At 38.1% G+C, this 22,257-nt stretch carries 23 protein-coding genes; 7 read left to right on the forward strand and 16 right to left on the reverse strand.

Annotated features, from left to right (window positions below; genetic code table 11):
• Positions 1-83: 83 nt before the first annotated feature.
• The 5 genes from WC707_03740 (at position 84) to WC707_03760 (ending at position 3,979) form a co-directional block, all read left to right on the forward strand.
• Entirely contained in the window at positions 84-644 is a 561-nt protein-coding gene (locus WC707_03740; protein MFA6066270.1) for a hypothetical protein, read from the forward strand.
• Positions 645-646: 2 nt separating this feature from the next.
• Positions 647-1,552: an ankyrin repeat domain-containing protein gene (locus tag WC707_03745; protein MFA6066271.1), complete on the forward strand. Its 906-nt coding sequence runs from the start codon at positions 647-649 to the stop codon at positions 1,550-1,552.
• Positions 1,553-1,554: 2 nt separating this feature from the next.
• A complete protein-coding gene (locus tag WC707_03750; protein MFA6066272.1) occupies positions 1,555-2,442 on the forward strand; it encodes an ankyrin repeat domain-containing protein in 888 nt (295 codons plus the stop codon).
• Positions 2,443-2,469: 27 nt separating this feature from the next.
• Entirely contained in the window at positions 2,470-3,120 is a 651-nt protein-coding gene (locus WC707_03755) for an ankyrin repeat domain-containing protein (protein MFA6066273.1), read from the forward strand.
• Positions 3,121-3,229: 109 nt separating this feature from the next.
• Positions 3,230-3,979: an ankyrin repeat domain-containing protein gene (locus WC707_03760; GenBank protein MFA6066274.1), complete on the forward strand. Its 750-nt coding sequence runs from the start codon at positions 3,230-3,232 to the stop codon at positions 3,977-3,979.
• Here WC707_03760 and murJ read toward each other — a convergent pair.
• From murJ to WC707_03800, 8 genes are all read right to left on the reverse strand, one after another.
• Positions 3,957-5,534, reverse strand: coding sequence for a murein biosynthesis integral membrane protein MurJ (gene murJ, locus WC707_03765; GenBank protein ID MFA6066275.1), 1,578 nt, complete (start codon positions 5,532-5,534; stop codon positions 3,957-3,959). The genes WC707_03760 and murJ overlap by 23 nt on opposite strands.
• Positions 5,531-6,208 (reverse strand): ATP-binding cassette domain-containing protein, encoded by a 678-nt coding sequence (locus tag WC707_03770; GenBank protein MFA6066276.1) that lies wholly within the window; start codon positions 6,206-6,208, stop codon positions 5,531-5,533. The genes murJ and WC707_03770 overlap by 4 nt, the downstream gene beginning before the upstream one ends.
• A 20-nt stretch (positions 6,209-6,228) precedes the next feature.
• Positions 6,229-7,299, reverse strand: coding sequence for an alanine racemase (alr, locus tag WC707_03775; GenBank protein MFA6066277.1), 1,071 nt, complete (start codon positions 7,297-7,299; stop codon positions 6,229-6,231).
• Positions 7,275-7,850 (reverse strand): hypothetical protein, encoded by a 576-nt coding sequence (locus WC707_03780; GenBank protein ID MFA6066278.1) that lies wholly within the window; start codon positions 7,848-7,850, stop codon positions 7,275-7,277. The genes alr and WC707_03780 overlap by 25 nt, the downstream gene beginning before the upstream one ends.
• Positions 7,851-7,928: 78 nt before the next feature.
• The gene (locus WC707_03785; protein MFA6066279.1) at positions 7,929-8,585 is read right to left on the reverse strand and encodes a hypothetical protein; all 657 of its coding nucleotides are present in this window, start codon (positions 8,583-8,585) and stop codon (positions 7,929-7,931) included.
• 105 nt (positions 8,586-8,690) lie between these two features.
• On the reverse strand, positions 8,691-9,083 hold the full coding sequence (locus WC707_03790; protein ID MFA6066280.1) for a hypothetical protein: 393 nt from the start codon (positions 9,081-9,083) through the stop codon (positions 8,691-8,693).
• A gap of 316 nt (positions 9,084-9,399) precedes the next feature.
• Complete coding sequence (locus tag WC707_03795; protein ID MFA6066281.1) at positions 9,400-10,062, reverse strand: hypothetical protein; 663 nt, start codon at positions 10,060-10,062, stop codon at positions 9,400-9,402.
• A 158-nt stretch (positions 10,063-10,220) separates the two neighbouring features.
• Entirely contained in the window at positions 10,221-11,024 is an 804-nt protein-coding gene (locus WC707_03800; GenBank protein MFA6066282.1) for a hypothetical protein, read from the reverse strand.
• Positions 11,025-11,200: 176 nt separating this feature from the next.
• On the opposite strand from WC707_03800, the gene WC707_03805 reads away from it, so the two are divergent.
• Positions 11,201-11,875: a hypothetical protein gene (locus WC707_03805; GenBank protein ID MFA6066283.1), complete on the forward strand. Its 675-nt coding sequence runs from the start codon at positions 11,201-11,203 to the stop codon at positions 11,873-11,875.
• A gap of 58 nt (positions 11,876-11,933) precedes the next feature.
• Here the strand turns inward: WC707_03805 and WC707_03810 are convergent, their stop codons facing one another.
• The 8 genes from WC707_03810 to uvrB all read right to left on the reverse strand — a co-directional run bounded on the left by WC707_03810 (position 11,934) and on the right by uvrB (position 21,268).
• Positions 11,934-12,941, reverse strand: coding sequence for a hypothetical protein (locus tag WC707_03810; GenBank protein ID MFA6066284.1), 1,008 nt, complete (start codon positions 12,939-12,941; stop codon positions 11,934-11,936).
• 153 nt (positions 12,942-13,094) lie between these two features.
• Positions 13,095-14,306, reverse strand: a complete 1,212-nt coding sequence (locus WC707_03815; GenBank protein ID MFA6066285.1) for a hypothetical protein — start codon at positions 14,304-14,306, stop codon at positions 13,095-13,097.
• A 36-nt stretch (positions 14,307-14,342) separates the two neighbouring features.
• Positions 14,343-16,415, reverse strand: coding sequence for a M3 family metallopeptidase (locus WC707_03820; protein MFA6066286.1), 2,073 nt, complete (start codon positions 16,413-16,415; stop codon positions 14,343-14,345).
• Between the two features lie 252 nt (positions 16,416-16,667).
• Positions 16,668-16,802 carry a hypothetical protein gene (locus tag WC707_03825; GenBank protein MFA6066287.1) on the reverse strand — a complete coding sequence of 45 codons (135 nt, stop codon included), beginning with the start codon at positions 16,800-16,802 and terminating at the stop codon, positions 16,668-16,670.
• Positions 16,803-16,831: 29 nt separating this feature from the next.
• Complete coding sequence (locus WC707_03830) at positions 16,832-17,785, reverse strand: hypothetical protein (protein MFA6066288.1); 954 nt, start codon at positions 17,783-17,785, stop codon at positions 16,832-16,834.
• A gap of 83 nt (positions 17,786-17,868) precedes the next feature.
• Positions 17,869-18,570 (reverse strand): hypothetical protein, encoded by a 702-nt coding sequence (locus WC707_03835; GenBank protein MFA6066289.1) that lies wholly within the window; start codon positions 18,568-18,570, stop codon positions 17,869-17,871.
• A gap of 76 nt (positions 18,571-18,646) precedes the next feature.
• Positions 18,647-19,189 (reverse strand): hypothetical protein, encoded by a 543-nt coding sequence (locus tag WC707_03840; protein ID MFA6066290.1) that lies wholly within the window; start codon positions 19,187-19,189, stop codon positions 18,647-18,649.
• Positions 19,190-19,300: 111 nt separating this feature from the next.
• Positions 19,301-21,268, reverse strand: a complete 1,968-nt coding sequence (gene uvrB, locus WC707_03845; GenBank protein MFA6066291.1) for an excinuclease ABC subunit UvrB — start codon at positions 21,266-21,268, stop codon at positions 19,301-19,303.
• A gap of 104 nt (positions 21,269-21,372) precedes the next feature.
• On the opposite strand from uvrB, the gene WC707_03850 reads away from it, so the two are divergent.
• Positions 21,373-22,206, forward strand: coding sequence for a hypothetical protein (locus tag WC707_03850; GenBank protein MFA6066292.1), 834 nt, complete (start codon positions 21,373-21,375; stop codon positions 22,204-22,206).
• Positions 22,207-22,257: the final 51 nt, after the last annotated feature.

A 22,257-nucleotide genomic window follows, 5' to 3' on the forward strand; every position in this document is an offset into this window, starting at 1 on the left:
ATACCAACTATATTGACAACAGCAAACTCACGGGCCTAAAGTCAATTAAACATGCCCATTTAAAAACCCTGGGGAAAGTTTTTATGAAACAATACTATATTCTTTTTTGTATGATAACATGTTCAATAAGCGTACACGCCATGCAAAAAATCCAAGAAAAAGAACAAACATTTCCTGAATTTAAACAATGGCTTTTAAGCGGCGGCACCTGGAACGGACAAAATAAAACAAAAATAGCAAAAATAGCCACATTAACGACTGCTCAGAAGGCGGAATTAAGAAAAGCAACTAACAGTAACGGCAACAATATTGCAACTCAAGCAACTGACAACAGCCGAAACTCAGAATTAATAACGCTCTTATTTGAAAATATAGAAGATACCGATCATTCTTTTATTAATCACAAAAACAATGCTGGCAAATCTCCCCTCGCAGTTGTTATTACAGAAACATGGCCAGGACCATGGCTTGAAGAGGTGGTCGAAATTCTCTTGCACTATGGCGCAGATCCCAACAACGCTGCCGATCAACCTGCTGATAAAAAAATGGTGCTTAATTATATACAAGAAATTGGGCTTAAAAACCACGTCAGCAACCTTGCGCACGATTTACATGCGTTCACTACAACTCTTGGGGTAAAATAAACATGATAGTACACAAAACATATTTGCTCCGCTCTCTTTTATGCATGATAATATGCGCAATAACAGTACACGCCATGCAAAAAGATCTTCAGATACTACTTACTCCAAAGGCTTGGAAACCAAAAAATATAGAAAAACTGAGCGAATATCTTTCCAACCCAGCCCTTTACACTCAACTCAAAGAACTGCGTGATGAAAATGGCAATACTATTTTGCACATGGCGGCACAATATGTTGACCGTCAAATGATACAATCTATTATTGATAATATTGGCAATAAAGATATTGCATGGATCAATATAAAAAACAACAATGGCCAAACAGCGCTGGTCACCGCACTTTTCTCAAAAAACGCATTTAAAGATGGCGCAATCGAGATACTCCTCGAGCGAGGGGCTGATCCACATAGTATTGATACGTTTGGCAACAGCGTACTTAGTTACGCCGCTGCCGATGGCACACCTAATATCATAGAGCTCATGGTCAAAAAATATAAAGTCGATGTCAATTCATCCAACAAATTTTCAAGAAGTGCTTCACCACTTATTTCTGCAATTTTGGAACATAAAAGAGATAATGTGAAAAAATTACTAGAACTACAAGCCGATCCCAATAGTATGTGGCGCAGCAAAAGTGCGTTATACATAGCGCTTGAAGAAATAAAACCGTATACAAACGAAGGTATAGATCTAGCCTGCGCACTGCTGCAACACGGAGCAAATCCTGACCTAGAATTAACGGGCCAATTTCATAAAACTGCACGCGAGTATTGGCAACGCTTCAAATTAGAGGATCAACTCGAAAAGTGTATTCCCGTTAACGTTGGAACAGAAATTGAACTTGAATACAAACTCATCACATTATCACAGGACTTACATGCGCTCACGGCAACTCTTGGAGTGAAATAAACATGATACTAAAAACATATTTCTCACCTGCTCTTATATGCTTAATAACACTGCATGCATTATCACTCTATTCTATGAGTTCCGAAGAAAAAAAAGACTTAGAAAAATTTCTTTTTACCAAAGAAAACTGGGAAAAACCAGCACATTTGCAAACGATTAAGAAAATATTTACTGATAAAACTAAACTCGCTCAATTAAAAAATAGCACCAACATGTTTAATAATAATCTTGCTCATATGGCAGCAAAATACGGGGACTCAGAGACAATGCAGTTATTATTAACAAACATGCCTAATAGCAATAACGAATTTATTAATCATGCAAATAATCAGGGAGATACGCCTCTCATCGCCGCAACTTTTTCACAAACATTAAATCCCCAAATGATACAAATATTACTTGATAATAAAGCAGATAAAAATAGCACAAATAAAGATGGGGGATCAGCTCTGACCTATGTTGCTGCTTATGGTACTCCTGAACTTATAAAGCTCTTAGTTGATAATTATAAATTTCAAGTTAGCTTGAAGCAAAACTTCCCACCGCTTGTTATGGCTGTATTTTTGCAAAAGATCGATAACGTACGTACGTTACTTGAATTAGGGACAGACTCAAATGGCATTCGACAAAATAGAACAGCACTCTATTGGGCAATTTATAAATATAATGAAGCACGAGATACAGAAAAAAAAGATACGGCGCTTACCATAGCGCGCATACTCTTGGCACATGGAGCAAACCCCGACTTGCAGCCATCAAGCACTTTTCCCAGCGCACGCACTTTGTGGAAAAGCTATGGGCTTGACGATAATCTTAATGAAATTGGACTGAGTGCTCTACTCACGAATCTTGCGCATGATCTTACCGCACTTGCACATATAGCGCAGTAATTATGAAAAAATGGGAGAAATTATATCATGAACCAATATATGTATGCATACACTTTTTTTTGCCTAACACTTACAATAATACCTACCTATACCATGCAAAAAACACCAAAAGAGTTGGAGGCGTTTTTTTTTGACAGAAAAAACTGGAAAGATACAAACAACATTAAAAACATTATAAACACTACACCTCAAGAAATTCTTAAAAATATGACCGTCCCCTTTTTTGGAACCAACCTTGCTCATCTAGCAGCAGAAAACGGGGATGTCTCCATCATGAAATTACTTCTCGATAAAATACAAGATCCGGACAAGACATGGATTAATCAATCCAGTACAATGGAATTTACACCTCTGATGCTGCTTTTTTTTAAACAATCATCAAACTCAACCAATATGGCGAATATCATGTTACAACACGGCGCTGATCCGAATAAAATGGACTCTTTTGGAGAAAATGCTCTTATTCTCGCTATTACCAATGGCACACCTAATATTATAAAAACCATGATTGAAAAATATGGAGCCGATCCCGATATACACAGACAAGGCAAGCCAACACCGCGAGAGCTTTTGATAGAAAAAAAATTAGGCTATCTAGTCACTAAAACGGCCATCAATAATGCCATCACAAATTTTGCCCGTGACCTTATGGTACTCACGCAGATTTTAATAAAATAAGAGTGTATTTTTTTTCATTAAACTAAATTTTTCTTCTTGTTCTTTGCTCATTAGACTTGTAGAAATTTTAATATAAGCTCTAGCTATAAAAACAATAAGAGAATTATGCATGAAACAATACAACCTCTACATATATGTAATACTCTCCACACCATCTCTCTTTACTATGGAAAAAAAAACGCAAGAATTAAAAAAACATCTTTTTTATGAGTATAATTGGTGGGCAAATATGCAAGAAATTAAAAGATTATTAAAGACCTACCAAGACGAATTAGCTCAATTTAAACATAACAAAACACCTCAAGGGGATACGCTTATCAACCTAACCGCACGATATGGCGAAGCTGAATCAATGCAATTATTATTAAGCACCATAGGAGACAAAAATCTCATTGATGATGCAAATTATAATGGAACTACACCACTTATGAATGCTATTATTGAAAAAAAACCTGAAATGATTCACCTGCTGCTCGATTACGAAGCTGATACCAATAAGCTTGACAACTATGGCGCATCAGCACTTACCAGAGCGGCCGCTCACGGCACGCCTGATCTCATAAAACTTATGGTTGTAAAATATAAAGCACAGATTAATTTAGAACAAAAGATGACACCTCTTAGCATGGCTATTCTTTTCATAAACCTCGACAATGTGCGTGCATTACTTACATTAGGAGCAAATCCAAATAATCAAGCATATGGCAAGAGCCCTTTGTTTTTAATACTTGATCAATATAGTAAAAAACAAACACAAGAAAAAAAAGACCTTGCACGTGCCATAGCACGCATACTGTTAGAAAACGGTGCAAATTCCGATGAACTAAAAAAAGAATTTATGGCAAAAAATATAACGTAATATTAAATTGTCGACGAGTTATGTAAGCAATAAAAGCGCCAAACCCACATAATGGCGCAACCCATAACCAATACCCATATCGCGCAAGCAGAAATGTCTTGTACATGATAGGCAATTGCATAATACAAACGTATAAAAATGCGTACACAACAATGCAGGCAATACCAATAACACACAGCTGCGCACAACATCGATACGCCGTCTGCATAAACCGATGCCCATAAAATACAACACCGTACTTACGCTGCAATACCATAATAAATAAACCTGTCTTAACTATTTCTGCAATAGATGTTGCCAATGTGATGCCACATGCACCCCAATACATCATCAAAATCATGCTTAATCCTGTATTGAATACCGCAGCGCCGCACGCAATCAGTGTAGGTATAAATGTTTCATGCATCGCATAAAAAACATTCAAAAGAATTCTATTCAAAGAAAAAAAGAAAAGACCTAATGCAAACGCACGTAGTAACCATGCCGCTTCATACACATGCTGCAACGTAAAAGCCGATGATAACATAATCGTATAAAAAGCTTGATAAGAAAAAATAGACATAAGTATTGTTGTTGGTGCAATAACCCAAAAAATAAATTTTGCTGACTCCAAAATATAAAAATTAAGACGTCGCGGAGCATAGGTATGTACATGAGCAAAGTGCGGAAGTAAAATAGTCGATAATGCTATAACAAAAATACTCAATGGCACGCGACCGATCGTATTAACATAATATAACAACGTAAGAGAACCTGCCGGAAGATACGATGCAAGCATCTGATCAATAAACAAATTAATTTCTAATGCACCAACACTCAACAAACAAGGAACAAATTTTTTAACAATCCTCCATACAATAAGCAATGAGTGACGATCAGGCATATAATGCATAAAGCCCCATCTATAACATGCCCAGATATGCATTGTTAATAACACGACCCCGTTAAGCAAAATACCATACGCTAAATAATATACAGGCGCGTGATAGTACGTCAGAATAATAAGTTGCGCAATAAAAAAAAGATTCATAACAATCTGGCCAACTGCTGGGATAAAAAAGTGGTGTCGTGCTTGCAAAATAGATGCACACAATGATGAAGAAGAAATAAAAAAAATAAAATAAATAAGAATATTTAAAAGCTGGGCAGCCTGATCAGCCGTAGTAACAGCACTCCAGCCCGGCGCAATAAGATATATTATCGTATGAGCATGCCAGCCAATAAGTACACATACCAACAATAAAAAACTTTGCAAAATAACAAACGTAATAGTGGCGACTTTATCAGCGGCAACCTCACCCTCTTTTTGCAATGTTGCAACATACGTAGGTAAAAAAGCAGCTGTTAACGCACCTTCTGCAAATATTTTTCTTAAAGAATTTGGTATCCTAAACGCAGCAATAAAAGCATCAGAAGCCGTACCTACACCCAAGTATTTAATTTGTAATACTTCTCGTATCAGCCCCAAGATTCTGCTTAATAATGTCCAGGCGCCAATACCAATAGTTTTACGTAGCAATAATGCGCCACTCTTTTTTATACCAACCGCTTTCATGAGCACATTCCTAATCGACCGTTCTTAATTTCATACTGCTCTTGCAAGCACTGCGCTATTGTCTGATCATGCGTACTCATAATAAGCCCCATGCCATACTCTTTTTGCATAACACATAACAATTCAATAATTCTTTTTTTATTATTTTGGTCCAAATGCGCTGTTGGCTCATCGGCTAATAAAAACTGTGGCTTCAAAAAAAGCGCACGGGCCAAAGCAACGCGTTGTTGCTCACCACCGGACAAAACCGCTGGAGATTGTTGTGCCTTATGTGCAAGCCCAACACTTTCTAAAAGGTCACGCCCTCGCAAAGATAATTCTGATTCAGATAATCCAGCAATTCTGCCTTTAAGTGTTACATTATCAATAACAGAAAGTTCTTGAATTAAATACGGCTGCTGAAAAAGAAGTCCTACGGAACGTAATAAAAAAACCTGCTGATTACGTGAACCCCAAACGGTGATATCACTGTTATTATACATAATAGCCCCAGAACTCGGTTTTTCGATACCCGCAAGCATATATAATAACGTTGATTTTCCCGTTCCAGAAACGCCCGTAATTGCATAGCTCATTCCCGTATGAAACGTTGCTGTTGCATCTTCAAAAATGGTAACGATACTGCCGTCACCTTGCACAAATTTTTTTGTAATAGATCGTAATTCAAACTTCATATTGTTAGTATACACTCTTTTTAAGGCACAATATATCGTGGAATAGTTGGCGAAAATAATGTAACAACTTCATTCCCAATTGTCTTGCTCATACGCGCATGATCATTAACCGATATCCCAGCAATCGGCCCAACAATGGTTACATAATTTTGTAGCATTGCTTCTGGTATATGAGAAACGTCGATAACCACGTGCAGCATATCAATAACACGAACAACTGGTACAAAAAAACCGTTTATCATAACCTGGTGCACGTAGGGTATAAAAGATATGCCATACGCCTGACCACATGCAACAATAGCATATTTTTTATCATGTTCACCATACCAACCCACAATGGGCGCTTTAATCGTTACAATTTGCTGCAACGCATACTCAGGCACCTGATTAATAAACCGAGCATATTGTAGATCGCTTTTATGATATCCATAGGCACTCGTTCCAATTCTCACGCACGAGTAACGATTATTCTCCAAGATTGATCCCGAAGCAAGAGCGTGAATAGAGGGTATTTTTATACCTGCATCAGCAATTTTTGCTACAAGCATATCAAACTGCGCCAGCTGATACCGAGTAAACAATTGGTCCGGTTCATTGGTATCCGCAAGATGAGTAAAAATACCACGCACGATAATACCCGGCGTACATCGTATTTCATTCAGACAAGCAAGAACATCCTGCGGCTTAATACCAATTCGAGACATGCCCGTATCAACCTTGATATGCACACGCGCAGGAATATTATATTTGTACGCAGCAGCAGATATTTTTCGCAGCAAAGATATATCATAAACAGTAAATTCTATTTCCGCATTAAGCACGTCTGCATAATCAACATCATGATACGCAAGAGCTAATAATGGTTTCGATATTTCAGCATTACGCAGAGCAAGGGCCTCTGATGTAGAGGCGGTAAACATATAAGCAACTGCAGCATGCTCTTGCGCAAGACGCGCAATTTCAAAAAGACCGTGGCCATAGGCATTCGCCTTGACCACAATCCCCATATCAGTTTGTCCAATTATTTTTTTTATTTGGTCAATATTATTATGAAAAGCACCACGGCTTATTTCAAGCCAGGGCTGTTGCATACTTCAACATTAATTTTTTTTATAGAATCTTTATACAGAGGAATATGCAACACTAAAATATTATTTTCATATTTTATTTTAACATCATCTAGAGAACCGATAAGCTTAGGCAAGATCTGCGATTGTGAAACCTGCGACACACCGGATGATTGTGATATAATAACCCCTTTGTCATCTTTTACTTCATCAAGCGTTTTAACATGCGCAACCGCAGACACAACACCACGTTGAATATTTTCATCATTATATAATTTCAAAACAATCGTTCCGCGATCACCAGGAATGCGTGCAGTAAGACAACGATTATTTTCAACTTCCACCGTCATGTCATTGACTGATACGTGGGCTGCCGCAAGCTTAACAACCATTTCATTATCGTCTTGCGTAACAGTAATTTGAGGCTTATCTAATCGTTCGGTTTCATGAAACATTTTATCATATGCCGGCATCTCGCAATAAAACACAGGCATATACCAATCTGCACAAATTGGTGTTGCAACACTGATAGCGGCAACTAAAATAACACCGCATAAATATTTACAATTATTCATAAATAACCCTTATAATTAATGGTTAAACATACTATTTCTTTTAATAAGATAAGAAAAAAAAGCGCAAAATACAAGTGTTCAATGCGCGTTATTATTCACTACGGCATTAATCTGATCAAGAATACACTTCATGGCGTGTATTTTTTTATTTAAAAATTTTACATGATTATATGCTTCATACATTTTTGTGCCGCCCTTAAATAATAATGCGCAGGCAAGTGCAAGCCCAATACCAGAGAATGGCGCAGCTATAAGATGATTATTCTGCATAGTATCATAAGTACTCAGAAGAGAACTATAACCAACAAAAATACCGCCTACAAAAAATGTCGCCCCGCACATACATTTGCCAATATAGGCATCCTTGATAACATCAGGCACGCAGCAACTTTCCAAGCGGCTTGTTATAAAGTCATCACGCTCTGCTACAAGCCGGTCATACTCTGACTGTATCAAATACAAAACCGCAACACGTAAATTTTTATAACGCACAAGATCAAGTGCATTTTTTCTAATAAGTCTTTTCAATACGGCTGTATTTTCGATATTATCATTAAATATTTTATAAATAGCGTCCTGCTGAACCGCACTCAATGGACGAGAACCAGAAACTACATTATAGTGCCTGCCATCTTCGGAAATAGAATAGTTGCTCACATGCTGATACCCATCACCAGCTGCATACAACGACAGACTTATCCAACTGACTAACAACAATGCTTTGCAATATTTCATAAAATCTCACATCGGTAAAGAGTGGTGATATACAGTACACGGCAATTTTAGCAAATAAATGCTTATTTGTCGCCAATTGCAAAAAATTTACTGATCAGATGCAACTCATTCAACAGTTACGCTGCCATCATTATAAGTAGTTGTAAATTGTGTGCCATTATACGAAGTTTTATAAATCGCATTCGGATCATTTGCGCGCCGTTTAAGATCATCAAGCGCATACTGTGGCAATTTACCCCATTGTTGTCTTATAGAAGCCTCATCATATGAAGAAAGAAGTACCGGCTTTACACGACAAGTCCTATACATACTCCAAAAACCGCCCGACATACCTATAAAACAAGGCGTACTCTTGGCAATAAACCAAAGCCAAGAATCATTACGATCGTATGTTTTTGACAATATCGCAGTAGACACTGCACATAAAGCAGCCCCACCGCCACCATAAAGATATTTTTTATAAACAGGTTTAACACGCGCAGTTGTAGACTCGTTCATAGCCTTTCGACTACTAGGCAACCCAAAAAATTTAAAAAAGCCAAAAGAAGAATTTACCAAAAAACAACTTGTTAGAAGAAATAGAGTTATGTTTTTCATATTTTTAACAATCATAAAAACCAGTGGCTTAAATATTTTTTAATAGGCAATACAAGTGAATATTGTAACAAAAATAAAGCATTATGCAAAAGCGTTTTGCGCGCACAAAAAGTGGACATTCAGGATAAGCGAGAGCCGGTGTATCGCATTTCGCTCATGTTGAGTGCCGACCGTAGGGAGGTGTATCGAAACAGAGCAAATACACAAACCATGCGAATTACTTATTGTTATTTGCGCGAGTAGTCGATTGAACAATCTTAACCTGGCCATTGCTATGTACGCCATTAATACTCTGCCAAGAAGAGCCGTCCTCCGTCACTCTTCTTTGATCAACGCAAAATCCATTACGAGAAGTATTAATCGTTGTAACGGTCTTACTCCCACTCGTCTGAATAGACCCGATGTTTTTACCATTTTGCAAAATATTAACGGATAACTCATCACCATCTACAATATTTTGTGAATTACAACCGCGGTACATACCCCACAAACCACCGGCCAAGCCCATAAAACACGGTATGCTTTTAGCCGCAACCCAAGGCCAAGAATCATCATAATCGCATATCTTTACCCACACGGCTGCAGCCGTTGCTAACAACAGAGCCCCACCATAAAAGTATTTTTTGTGCACAAAGTGTGTTTGATGATACGTATTTTTAACAGTGGCGTTACCAGCACCGTTAAAAATAACAGCACTCTCGCTCGTGTTAATAGTCACAGGCCCAGACCCGCTCACATACATGTTATGAATAACGGGAGCAACTATAGTTTCTTTACCACCAAAACCAAACAAGCTAGAAAACGTGCTGATTCCAAACATGCCAAAAGAAGAATGGACCGACAAACAACTTATAACAAGAAAAAGAATTATTTTTTTCATATTTTTAACAATCATAAAAATCAGCAGGATAAATATTTTTAATAGACAATACAAGCGAACATTGTAACAGAAATAAAACGTTATGCAAAAGCGTTTTACGCGCGCAAAAAAGCAGGGCGGGATTTCTCCCGCCCTGCCCAAGTATATTTTCTTAGACTTTAATGTGGCAATTTGATGTTATTTTTGTGAGCCGCACTCTCTACTTCTCTGCTATTACGGGTTACAGCTGTCTTATAAGAAGTTAAAGTTTTCTTGTGATTCCAACCAGTATACACAAGAGCACTACCGCCAGCCATAAATAATCCGCCAGGTATGGCCCAAAGCGAACAGTCTGCCGATTTATCTAACATATAAGCTCCTGCCAACGTTGCAGCAACGCCAGGTACAAAATAACGTCTTTTCACACCATTAAATGGCATGATAAAACCGCGTATATTTATTGTGCGATCAATAACAGTTATATCCCAGTCGCTAATCTCAGTATTTATTTTTGCTTCTTCACTACGCAACATGGTAATCGTGCTTTTCATGATTGGATTTTCATAATTCACAATAGCTCCCCCATCTGCCGGCAAAGCGTTATTAAAATCAGTTAATATTGTTGATAAATATCGTTCGGTAAACAAATGATGAAAGTCATCATGATTTCTTGCAGCCCTTGCAAGCTGAGCATTAATACGCTCTCTCAATACTGTTTTTTCACGTTCTTTCTTATCTTCCCGCGAACCTATATCATGAGTGCTCGTTAAAGTATTCGTAGTGCCAGTCGCAGTCTGAGAGTTAGTGCTAGTAACGCTATTCACACTTGAAATCGAACCATCTCTCATATCTTCACCAGGATTGCCTTGCATGCCGTAAAGAAAATAATGGATACTTTGCCAAAAACCTACACCAAAAGAAGAACTCACTGATAAACTACTTAATATCAGCGAAAAAAGACCTATTTTTATTATATTTTTCATATATATAGCCTCGCATTTAAATCACTATTCTATTATCTATATAATATAATAATATCAAATACATCTTACTTGTCAACTTTTTTGACCCTTTTTAGCCTTTTATTGCCTTTATTATATTTCAAATAGTAAAATAATTAAAGAAGCTCAAAAAAGTGGTAAATCACAGGAGTACCTACATGAAAAAGATAATAATACTAGTGCTTATGGCTCTAGCAGCTGATTCCGCGCTGCTGGCTCGCGGCGGTGGTGGCGGAGGCCACGGTGGTGGGGGTCACGGAGGCGGCGGAGGTCATGGTGGATTTGGAGGCCATGGCGGAGGCGGATATCACGGTGGTGGGGGAGCCCATGCAGGGGCGGGGGCTCGCGGAGGGGCTCACGCAGGAACCCATAGCGTGGCTAGCAGAGCGGGAACCCGTAGTGCTGGTACCAGAGCAGGTGCCCATAGCAGAGCCGGAGCTCGTGGAGCAGGCGCTCATAGAGGCGGCAGAGACTATGCAGGCCGCGGCAACAGAAACTGGGCAGGAAGAGGCCGTTGGAATAATTGGAACAATTGGCACGGAGGCGGCTGGTGGGGACGCGGATTCTGGAATAACTGGTGGTGGGGCTTTTACCCATTCGGATTCTATAATCCATTCTGGTACCCTTATTATGGCCTAGGAGGCTATCCTTTCTATTATCCAGGGTTTGGCTTTACCGTCGGCTTACCGCTCTATTACTATGATTATAGCCCTTATTATGCCCATAAATACTATGATAACTATGATGACAGCGACAGGGCAGTTGCGGGCATATCGGGCATAGGGGTTACGGTAGATGAAGAAGCGGCCCAATTAGAGCAAGATGACGTATAGAGTCTATTATTAGACAAAAAAGAAGGGGCTTTTTGCAGCCCCTTCTTTGGTTATTTTATTAATGAGAATAGCGCTCAAGTTTAGCAAGAGAACTTTTTGCAGACTCCCCCATAAATTCGGTGTCAATAATAATAGCATCACCGTTATTATCGCTGAAAATATTATCATCACCAACATCAAAAGGTGCTTTTTGGATTAATGCTTTAAGCTCACCAAATGCTTGATTGTTCAATGGATTCTTAACACGTTCTTTTTTTTGAGCAAAAACATGTAATTCATGCGTATCAGAATAATAATCAATCTTAGTTTCAAGGTCAGAAGGTGATAGAATCATTATTTTCGTTATATCATTCAAAATATCTAGTGCGCATTTTCTTGCAACATAGTTACCGGTCAGCTTATCTTGTATGAGCAGCATTTTGAATGGAAGACGAACATGTGTTAAATTTTCTTCTGCAATAACACGTTGTAATTGAGCATACGTAAGCAGTCGCCTAAAGGGATTAGTTTTCTTCATAAAATCACTCCTCCAACTAGAATAATTACTGATGACGGTATCACTTGGCACAAAAGACCCAAGAATGGATTTCGCGCCCAACAATAAATTAGGCAATTTATCAAAATTTATTTTTTTTCTAAATTTATTTGGCACTTCTTCTTGCCCATTTTTTCGTTGGTTCAGTACAGTAGCCGCTTCTGACCATTTTTTTTCATCCCAAGGACTACCGGGGCCTCTGGTAAAAAAATTTACGCCAGTAACTAATTGATTGTTATTAAACAAATTCTGTAGATTATCGAATTCAGATGAAATAACAAGAAGATGCTCCACTCCTATCAAAGAATATGCCATGGTCAGTACTTCACTCGAAACTTGAGATAATGAGCCCTGCTGACTTACTTGTTCATCTTTGCACAAAGCCTTTATATCTTCTTGCACTGGGCTAGTAGCTTGTTTGCCATTGTCCGATTCTTGAAGACATTGCTTCAGACCCATCCCAAAAGAATAACTCACCGATAAACCACTTAATAGCAGTGAACAAAAACCTATTTTTATTATATTTTTCATACGCATAACCTCGCATTTAAATCACTATTTTAATATCTATAATAGTATAAGAATATCAAATACATCTTAATCATCAACTTATTTGACTGTTTTTATTTTTTTATTATTTTTGTTATATCTCAAATAGTAAAAATACCCAAGAAGGCGAAAAACTTACTCAAATTTATTCTGATAGCTGAACAATGTCTTTTTAAGGCTGCTTGAAGGCGTCACCTCCATTTTGGCGCCCTTAATAAGAGCATCACCTTGGTCATCCGCCATAATGTTACCACCCAGCGTTCCAAGGGTAAATGGAGCCGCTTCTATTAATGTACCAAGTTCAAAACGCGCCGCAGCGCTTATTTTTTTGTCCTTATCGCATGATGATTTTTTTTCATAAATTTCACACACGTAATCAGGAGATGAAAAACAAAGGTTAACAGCAACAAGAACAGGGTCTGTATTATACACAAAAAGTTTTACATGTTCATCTAAAGCACTTTTGGGCGGCCTAAGATAGGTTCTAGCCTTTTTATTTTTTATAAGGAGCAACTTTTCCGTAAGACTAATATGTTGTAAATTTTTTTCTGCAATAACATACCGCAAGAGCGCATGAGTAAAAAGTAGATTTAAATCACTCGGTAATTGAGCAAAATCATTCTTTAAATCAATGTCCTTATCAGTTGATAGAAAATCAGTAAGAATAGATTTTGCATCTGTTAACAACCTAGGCACTCTGCTAAAATTTATTTTATTTGCATATTTATAGCTCTCTTTTTCTTCACCTCGAGAACGCACGCGCAATACTGCCAATGCATCTATCCATTGCTGTTGTGTAAAATTGGTAACATTTCTAGTAAAAAAATTTATGCTGACACTTATTTGATTGTCTACAAACAATTGCTGCAATCCAGACACATTTTTAATAGATGTCATTGTATCTAATGGAATATCAAGATAATAGTCTATATCACTCAAACGATACGCCAACCATAGCGAATCACGCTCATATTGTTGCAATTTTTGCTCTTCTTTTTGAGGGGCGCTTTCTATCTTACGCTCAGCAACTGGTGTTATAATAGCGCTTTCTATATTACGCTCAGCAACTGGCTCTGGCTTACGTTCAGTAACCGGTGTTATAACACTTGGCTGCTGGGAGGGCAATGGCGTAGAACTTTGTTGACGTAAGGGCAACAATTTTTGTGGCTGCCTCGGTCTTTTTAAATATCGCCACAGCAAAGAACCACCTATTGCAAAACCAACAGCTCCAATTACATAGCCTTGGTGATTATAAAGATAATCATACATAGATTGCAAAGAATGGCCTGCGCACAGGGGAGAAAAGATTAAAAAAAAGTTAAAAAATAACGTTGTTCTTTTGTTCATGCAAATCCAAAAAATTATTTTCCAAATATCTATCGCTTAAATTCCCAGGTCTTTAAAAAACGCTATAGAATTTGGCTCACGACCCAAAAAATCTCTGAGTAACTCTTGCGGTTCCAAGCTGCCACCTTTTTTAAGAATTTTTTGGCTGTACTGACCGCCAACAACAGGATCAAGCAACCCATGCTGTTTTATGTGATCAAACATATCTAATGCAAATATTTTTGACCATAAGTAGCTATAATATTTGGCACCGTAACCCATAAGATGACCAAAAGAAGTTTCGGTATGTTGATCATCAACAAAAAGTACGTGACGACGCAGACGTTTGAAAATATTTTTTTTAATTTGCTGAATATCTTTTTTACCAGCTTTATAATATTCCAACGATAATAATGAATAAGAAAGTTGTCGATTGACCCAATCGCCGGAATCAAATATCTTCATGGCGCGAATAGTAGCTATGGTATCGTCAGACAGCGGCTCTTGCGTTACATAATGCTTGCTTACTTTTTTGAGAATTGACGCATCATGCATCCATTCTTCCAACATCTGAGAAGGCATTTCGACAAAATCACGCTTAACATTGGTTCCAGAAAAGCCTATCATGCGCGTTGCGCCAAGCAGCGCGTGTAATGCATGACCAAATTCATGAAAAAACGTAACAACATCACCACGACGCAATAATGCCGGATGCGTTGCGGTAGATTTTGGAAAATTAGCAAGAACAACAGCAACAGCGGGAACTAATTCGTTGTTACCTGTTGTATAAGCGGGAGCAACCGTAATTTCGCAAGCGTGACTATACTTGTTATCTCGTGGATGAAGATCCAGTAATAAATAACCAATTAACTCACGCTGCTGCGTATAAACGGCAACAAGCCTTACATCAGGATGCCAAAACGCATTACTGTCTATCGCAACCTGTTCAAACGTAACACTCAAAAATTGTTCATAAATAGTAAGTAATTCTTTGACCGTATTTTCCATAGGAAAGTACTCAGCAAGCGCTTGCTCTTCAAGAGAAAAATGCTTTTTCTTATACTGTGCTTTGAGATAATCAATATCCCATGGCTTAAACAGATTATCAACCAGCGTTATACCAGCAGGAAGTTCTTTTTTCCATTCAGCATATTCTGCATCAACTTTTTTATCAGAACGCTGAATAAGGTCCTCCAAAAATTGTTCTACTTTTTGCGGATTTTCTGCCATTTCATCGTCAATATCAAGTGCCGCAAAACTTTCAAATCCCAAGAGCTCCGCCATAGACTGGCGCAGAGCAATAACCTTTTCCAAAATTGAAATATTTGCCGGATATGCACGGTGATTATAGGCGCTCCATAATGCTTTTCGCGTTGCTTCGACAGAACAATTTTCTAACACAACGTGCACGGTTGGATAATCAACACCAAGAACATAGTCATTGGTTTCTGTTTTTGTAAGATGAGCAATAAAATCTTCGCTCAATCCTGCAAGCCCTTCCCGCGCAACAGTAATCGTTCTATTATCACAATTAATATTGGTTTCAAACTGCAACTCAAGAATACCGAGCTCTTTTTTTATTTTTTTAAGTTCTTCTTGCGTCATATGGGGCAAACTAAGACCACTTTTTTCCAAACCCTTAATTACTTCATCAAGATAATAACGCTCTTCATGCGAAAGCGAATCTAAATCTTTACCAATTTGTGCATACTCTTTAAGCGCCTCGTATAAATCTTTATTATGCGCTAATTGTTCGATAATAAATTCTTGCGCCGCCACTATTTGTTCATGCGCCGCCGTTCTCATATCTTCGCGCGGACTTACCATTTCTAGTACGTGCAAAATAGTTACCGCATGCCCAATACGTGCATTCATATAATCATACGCACGCACGGTATTTTCAAACGTACGTTTTTCTATTGGAATAACAATAATATTATTCAAATCTCGCGTCGCCACATCAATCGCTTGTTGCATTTTCTGCTTCAATGCCTCTGTACCTTGAGGAAACAGTGCAATAACGTCATTGACAGAATTTATTTTCGGCATCATATAAGAAGCCCCTCCTTTAAACCAACATGCAGGAATGAGTAATAAACAAAAGATTAATATAACATTTTTCTGTATCATACACCCTCACATAATATTACATATTTTTTTACGAGAATAGCCCAAAACAGCATAATAATAAAGCTTCAGCCCAATTGAGTTAATATTATTCGTACTCAGATATTAAATAATCAAATTTATAATCACGTATTTGAAAATTATATACCCACTGTCGCAAGCATATATCGTGTTGTATAATATGGCGGCTTGTCGTTATCCTTAAGTGTTTGCAAATATTCTTTGTACTTACTTAGGGTAATTAACTGAGCATCTCTAACGCGACCTACCTGCAAAGAAGTGTAATAACGAGTTTTTTTTATAAAGTTTTTGTGCAAATTGATGCGTACCTACACCCAACACAACCGCCGGCGCACAGAGTATGCTCATTAAAAAAATATACTTTTTCATAAACATTCCTCATGCATCGTATTATAAACTTATTTGTTGCGTGCAGGATAATGCGTCACGGTACCCCACCAATAGTGCTCAACTGGTTTCAGCTTACGCGCAAGGCTGAGCATTTTTTGAATATTTTTTCGTGGCTTTGCATTTTTATTGTAAATTTTTTGGGCGCTCTCACTTCCAGTTGTGATACATTTCGCGCCAACAGCGAGCGCACATGCACCCAATAAAGAAATATCTGCACAATATTTAATATTATCATTAACCGCCAGATAATAACCAATCGGCGCCCCAAATAAAATAGCACCTAATTCAAACAGACCTACACCAAAAAATGTTTTTCTAAAGGTTAACTCTGGCAATTCACGCATTACATCGGGCTGGTCTTTTTTAAATGATTCGGCTTTAGCTACAATTTTTTTTGCAAGACGATCTGATGCTCGGGGCTGCTTTCGCGTAAATGTCGCACACTTATCTGCGTCATCCAACTGCTGGATCAACCCCTCAGAGGAGAAGCCTGCAATATTATCCACAGTTAGAGCATCAATGACCTCATTAATAACTTTAAACTCATTCGGATCAATAAAGCATTCCTTACTCTCGCCTTTTTCATCATCAAAATCACCCTTCTTCGGCAACCAAACATCGAAACAACGGCCCCAGACCGCTATTTTACCAACCCTTATTGAAAAAGACTTAGTTAAGTTTTTGGAATCCTGAAATCCGTCAGCATAGCTCTTGCACTTGTCTCGAATAAACCTCGATGCCTTGGGATTGTTTTTTACAAAAATTTCGAAGGCATCTATATCAGTAAATCCTTTTTCATCCAATAGCCTATCTAAGGAAGGATCTTCTTGCTCATCATTAAGCTTAAGAGCGTGCGCCTTATCAACAATAAGCTCTAAATGCTCGTCTAATTTTTTCACACCCATGCCCAACATAATCGCCGGCGCACAGAGCATGCTCATTAAAAAAATATACTTTTTCATAAAAAAATCTTCCCGATATAAATTACTTATCACAATAATGTCGCAATTAGTATAAATGAAATCACAGAAATAAATAGAAGAGCTCACTTGCCTTTGCTATATTTACGGTTATTCAAATTCCAATACTGGCGCCCCAAACTACGCTGATCATTAGTAGGTATAGGTTTAGGGTTAGACGTCTTTGCAGGCGGAATTTCCTTGGTAGTATTAAATTTATCAGCCCACCACAGCATTATTTTAATATTTTCTCGTGGCTTTGCATTTTTATTGTAAATTTTTTGGGCGCTCTCACGTCCAGTTGTAATACATTTCGTGCCAACAGCGAGCGCACATGCACCTAATAAAGAAACACCTGCACAATATTTAACATTATCATTAACTGCCAGATAATAACCAATCGGCGCCCCAAATAAAATAGCACCTAATTCAAACAGACTTGCACTAAAAAATATTTTTCTAACGGTTAATTCTGGCAACTCACGCATTACATCGGGTTCGTTGCTTTTGAATGATTCGGCTTTAGCTAAAATCGCCAGTCCAATTTCTTTTGATTGTGCAGAATTGTTTTTATTAAATTCGTCAATATCTGCCTGAGAGCGAAGACCAACACGCTGCAAGGTGCTAAATAGCTCGGCAGCACTATCAAGGAGACACATGTCACTAACGAAATTTTGAATACCCTTCATAATTATTGGGTTCAAATAGGTTTTCGACATCCCTTCTTCCATACCCAACATAATCACTGGTACAAAAAAAGCACATAATAATAAAATATATTTTTTCACAAAACACCAATATTTTACTTAATTTATAACAATATCTCAATTAGTATAAACAAAAGCGCAGGAATAAATAGAGTACTTATAAGGTAATGGCGGCAATGCGTTGAATATATAAGGTAATTTCTTGATTTTTTGCAACCTGTCTACGCGTAAGGCGAGAGCCTAACAGAAAGCCACGTATAAGAGCAAGGCATGCAACAACCGCAGAGAGGCCGTATAAAAAAATAACCGCAGACATTTGTTGGTCAATGTATTTTTGCGTTACAAAGAACGACGTAATATAACCAACTTCTTGCAAACTAGAATGAATATAATAATGAAGAAAGCCACCCAAAAAACAGATAAATGCCGCCACAAACAACAGTGATAAGCTTTTTTTTATAACATTATATATCCACAAATATGGTGCGCAAAAACAGGGCCTACTCATTCCTTTTTTTAACCGAATAATCGCCTCAGCCAGCTTTTGCTGCAACACTTTACGGGCTCGGGGAGACAATTTATTTTTATTTTCTGCAAACGTATGCTCCAACAGATCCCAGGTTTCTAATGAGCGTGGACTAATTTTTGAAACTTCTCGTATCAGAAGATATTCTTGATCAGTAAAAAGGCTTGTTTCCATATTATTTTTTATTATTTCTCGTTAAAAAAATGCTATTTAATACATATAAGTATATACGATATGAAAAAATTGTCGATTGCTGATTATCACGCGCCATTCGGCGTACTTGACCTACAACAATTTGTGTAACTTCTGCAGCTCAAACCATTCTGCGCGCAACTTAATAGCAGTTTCGAAGTCCAACTTATCAGCGGCAAGCGTCATCTGTTCTTCCAAATCCGCCATGCGCTTAACAACATCTTCAATAACAATATGTTCTTTAGGCTTTTTACCCGCACTTTTACTTGCTTTGGCAATGGCCGCTTGCATAGGCGAAATACTTTTAGTCACTTCTCGCTTTACCGTCGTTGGTGTTATATCGTGTTCAGTATTATATGCAATTTGCAAGGCTCTTCGTCGATAGGTTTCATCGATAGCTGCCTGCATAGAGCGTGTTACTTTATCGGCAAAAAACAGCACCTTAGATGCGCTGTTACGCGCTGCTCTACCAATAATTTGAATAAGCGAGCGCTTGTCGCGCAAAAAGCTTTCTATATCTGCATCCATAATCGCGACAAGAGCAACCTCTGGCAGATCAAGTCCTTCTCGCAACAAATTAACCCCGACAAGACAATCAAAAACCCCGCTTCTTAACTTATGCAAAATCTCTGTTCTTTGCGGCGTTTTGAGATCATGATGCAAATAGCAAACCTTGATGCGATGCTCTTCAAGATAATGCGCCAGCTCTTCGGCAAGTTTTTTTGTTAAAACGGTGACCAACGTACGGAATCCCAACTCAACCCGTTCATTAATAGCTGCAATCAAATAGCCAATCTGTCCTTCGCGTGGATGAATTTCTATTTCTGGATCAATAAGTCCCGTTGGCCGAATGATTTGCTCTGCAACAACAGAACTTTCTGCTAATTCATAATCTCCTGGAGTTGCAGAAACAAAAACGACATCTTTAAAAAATGTTTCAATTTCATCAAATTTAAGTGGTCTATTATCCAATGCAGAAGGCAATCTGAATCCAAAATCTATCAGCGACTGCTTACGCGCACGGTCACCTGCATACATACCACGCAACTGCGGCACAGCAATATGCGATTCATCAATAATAAGTAAGAAATCTTCCGGAAAAAAGTCGAATAAACAGTACGGTTTTTGACCGGAAGCTCTGCCATCAAAATGTACTGAATAGTTTTCAATACCCGGACAAAAACCGCGTTCTTTAAGTAATTCTAAATCATGCGTTACACGTGCCTTAAGACGTTCACGATACAAGGGGTTTTTGAGCTGAGGCAGCCATTCATCAAGTTCTGTTTGAATACTACGAATCGCACGTTCTTTTTTTTCTTCTGTAGTCACAAAATGCTTTGCTGGAAGAATTAACATAGTATCAAGTTTGTCTATTACCGTATTATCATGCCGAGAAACCCATTCAAGCCCCTCTATAGTTGAGCCAGAAACTTCTATACGCAATTTATCGCGAACATAGGGCAAATTAACTTCTATAGAAGTGCCGCGCACCTGAAACGTTCCCGGCGCTTTTTCCATATCATTTCGCACATACTGAATAAAAATAAGCTTACGCAATAAATCGGTTCTGGGCATTTGCTGGCCAACATGCAAAGAAAGGGCCAAATTGCGATAATCATACGGGTTTCCCAGGCCATAAATACAAGAAACCGATGCTATAATAACGCTATCTGGACGATTTATCAGCGATGCCGTTGCTTCAATACGCAAGCGCTCTATTTCGCTATTTACTTTTGTTTCTTTTGCAATATAAATATCCTGAGCTGGCAAGTAAGATTCCGGTTGATAATAGTCATAATAACTCACAAAATAACCAACTTTATTTTTTGGAAAAAAAAGACAAAACTCTTCATACAATTGAGCCGCTAAGGTTTTATTAGGAGATAGAATGAGCGCAGGCTTTGATTGCTCGGCAATAACATTTGCCATCGTAAATGTTTTACCGGACCCCGTTACGCCCAATAATGTTGATCGACCAGGCCTAGAATGCGATAACAATTCTATCGCTTGTCGCTGATCACCTGCAGGTGGAAATGGTGCTTTAATGTTAAATATTTTCATAAAAAAGATCCCTCCTTGTGGGAAAAGCATGAAGATATTGATCATTGTACCATTGATTTAATATATTAAAAAAGGGATAATTTTTTTGAGGGATAGGGGGATTTGTGATAAATAGAAAGCATATTTTCTATTATGTATTTTTTTTAAGCACATCGACACACACGCAAGAACAGATTGGTTTTCTATATGCGCATGGGCTGGGCCGATGCAAACAAGACATACATTATTATGCCGGCACAAACTGGAATATTATTAACGGCCCGCATTGGGCATTTAATTTTGATGACGTTATACAACCGGGAATTATTAATGCGGCAAAAGTTACGATAGGGCAGCATGGCGATTGTTTGACACTACACAACAACCATAAAGAATTTATACATAATCATGCGCTCAAAGAAATTGTATTAATCGGCTCCTCTCGTGGCGCAGCAACTATCATCAATTATTTGGGTCTTTATCAACCAGAAAACGTTAGAGCTGCTATTTTAGAATCGCCCTTTGACAGCGTAGAAAGTGTTGTACAGCACAAACTTAATCGTATGAATATAGGCTGGATACCTGGTACCGTTACTATTGCTCATTTTATCGTGGCATCATATTTTATGTACCCTGCATACAATTGGTATGGCCCTCAACCAATTACATCGATACCTACTATTGCAAAAAATATTCCATTATTGTTTATACATTCATGTGATGACATGATAACACCGGTATATTGTTCGCAGCTTTTGAGTAAAATCGCCCGAGACAACGGCAACAATGACGTGTATTATCTCGAGCTTAGCAGTGCCACGCATGGGCAGTATCAATTGAGTCATGAAGCGCAAAAATATCAGGATATTGTTCATGCTTTTTATCAACGATACAACATTCCGCACGACCCCGCCGCCGCCGCCCGTGGCCTTGTCCATCTCGACGCCTGCCGCCTGTAATTTTCTTGCTTTTTTTCTCATGTACTAATTAATATTATTTACAATTAATTT

Source organism: Candidatus Babeliaceae bacterium, assembly GCA_041660765.1.
Taxonomy (GTDB): domain Bacteria; phylum Babelota; class Babeliae; order Babelales; family Babelaceae; genus JBAZVR01.

Bases quoted from the DNA above. Each gene is read 5' to 3' on its own strand.
- WC707_03740 (MFA6066270.1), top strand. From the start codon at position 84: ATGAAACAATACTATATTCTTTTTTGTATGATAACATGTTCAATAAGC.
- WC707_03745 (MFA6066271.1), top strand. From the start codon at position 647: ATGATAGTACACAAAACATATTTGCTCCGCTCTCTTTTATGCATGATA.
- WC707_03750 (MFA6066272.1), top strand. From the start codon at position 1,555: ATGATACTAAAAACATATTTCTCACCTGCTCTTATATGCTTAATAACA.
- WC707_03755 (MFA6066273.1), top strand. From the start codon at position 2,470: ATGAACCAATATATGTATGCATACACTTTTTTTTGCCTAACACTTACA.
- WC707_03760 (MFA6066274.1), top strand. From the start codon at position 3,230: ATGAAACAATACAACCTCTACATATATGTAATACTCTCCACACCATCT.
- murJ (MFA6066275.1), bottom strand. From the start codon at position 5,534: ATGAAAGCGGTTGGTATAAAAAAGAGTGGCGCATTATTGCTACGTAAA.
- WC707_03770 (MFA6066276.1), bottom strand. From the start codon at position 6,208: ATGAAGTTTGAATTACGATCTATTACAAAAAAATTTGTGCAAGGTGAC.
- alr (MFA6066277.1), bottom strand. From the start codon at position 7,299: ATGCAACAGCCCTGGCTTGAAATAAGCCGTGGTGCTTTTCATAATAAT.
- WC707_03780 (MFA6066278.1), bottom strand. From the start codon at position 7,850: ATGAATAATTGTAAATATTTATGCGGTGTTATTTTAGTTGCCGCTATC.
- WC707_03785 (MFA6066279.1), bottom strand. From the start codon at position 8,585: ATGAAATATTGCAAAGCATTGTTGTTAGTCAGTTGGATAAGTCTGTCG.
- WC707_03790 (MFA6066280.1), bottom strand. From the start codon at position 9,083: ATGAACGAGTCTACAACTGCGCGTGTTAAACCTGTTTATAAAAAATAT.
- WC707_03795 (MFA6066281.1), bottom strand. From the start codon at position 10,062: ATGAAAAAAATAATTCTTTTTCTTGTTATAAGTTGTTTGTCGGTCCAT.
- WC707_03800 (MFA6066282.1), bottom strand. From the start codon at position 11,024: ATGAAAAATATAATAAAAATAGGTCTTTTTTCGCTGATATTAAGTAGT.
- WC707_03805 (MFA6066283.1), top strand. From the start codon at position 11,201: ATGAAAAAGATAATAATACTAGTGCTTATGGCTCTAGCAGCTGATTCC.
- WC707_03810 (MFA6066284.1), bottom strand. From the start codon at position 12,941: ATGAAAAATATAATAAAAATAGGTTTTTGTTCACTGCTATTAAGTGGT.
- WC707_03815 (MFA6066285.1), bottom strand. From the start codon at position 14,306: ATGAACAAAAGAACAACGTTATTTTTTAACTTTTTTTTAATCTTTTCT.
- WC707_03820 (MFA6066286.1), bottom strand. From the start codon at position 16,415: ATGATACAGAAAAATGTTATATTAATCTTTTGTTTATTACTCATTCCT.
- WC707_03825 (MFA6066287.1), bottom strand. From the start codon at position 16,802: ATGAAAAAGTATATTTTTTTAATGAGCATACTCTGTGCGCCGGCGGTT.
- WC707_03830 (MFA6066288.1), bottom strand. From the start codon at position 17,785: ATGAAAAAGTATATTTTTTTAATGAGCATGCTCTGTGCGCCGGCGATT.
- WC707_03840 (MFA6066290.1), bottom strand. From the start codon at position 19,189: ATGGAAACAAGCCTTTTTACTGATCAAGAATATCTTCTGATACGAGAA.
- uvrB (MFA6066291.1), bottom strand. From the start codon at position 21,268: ATGAAAATATTTAACATTAAAGCACCATTTCCACCTGCAGGTGATCAG.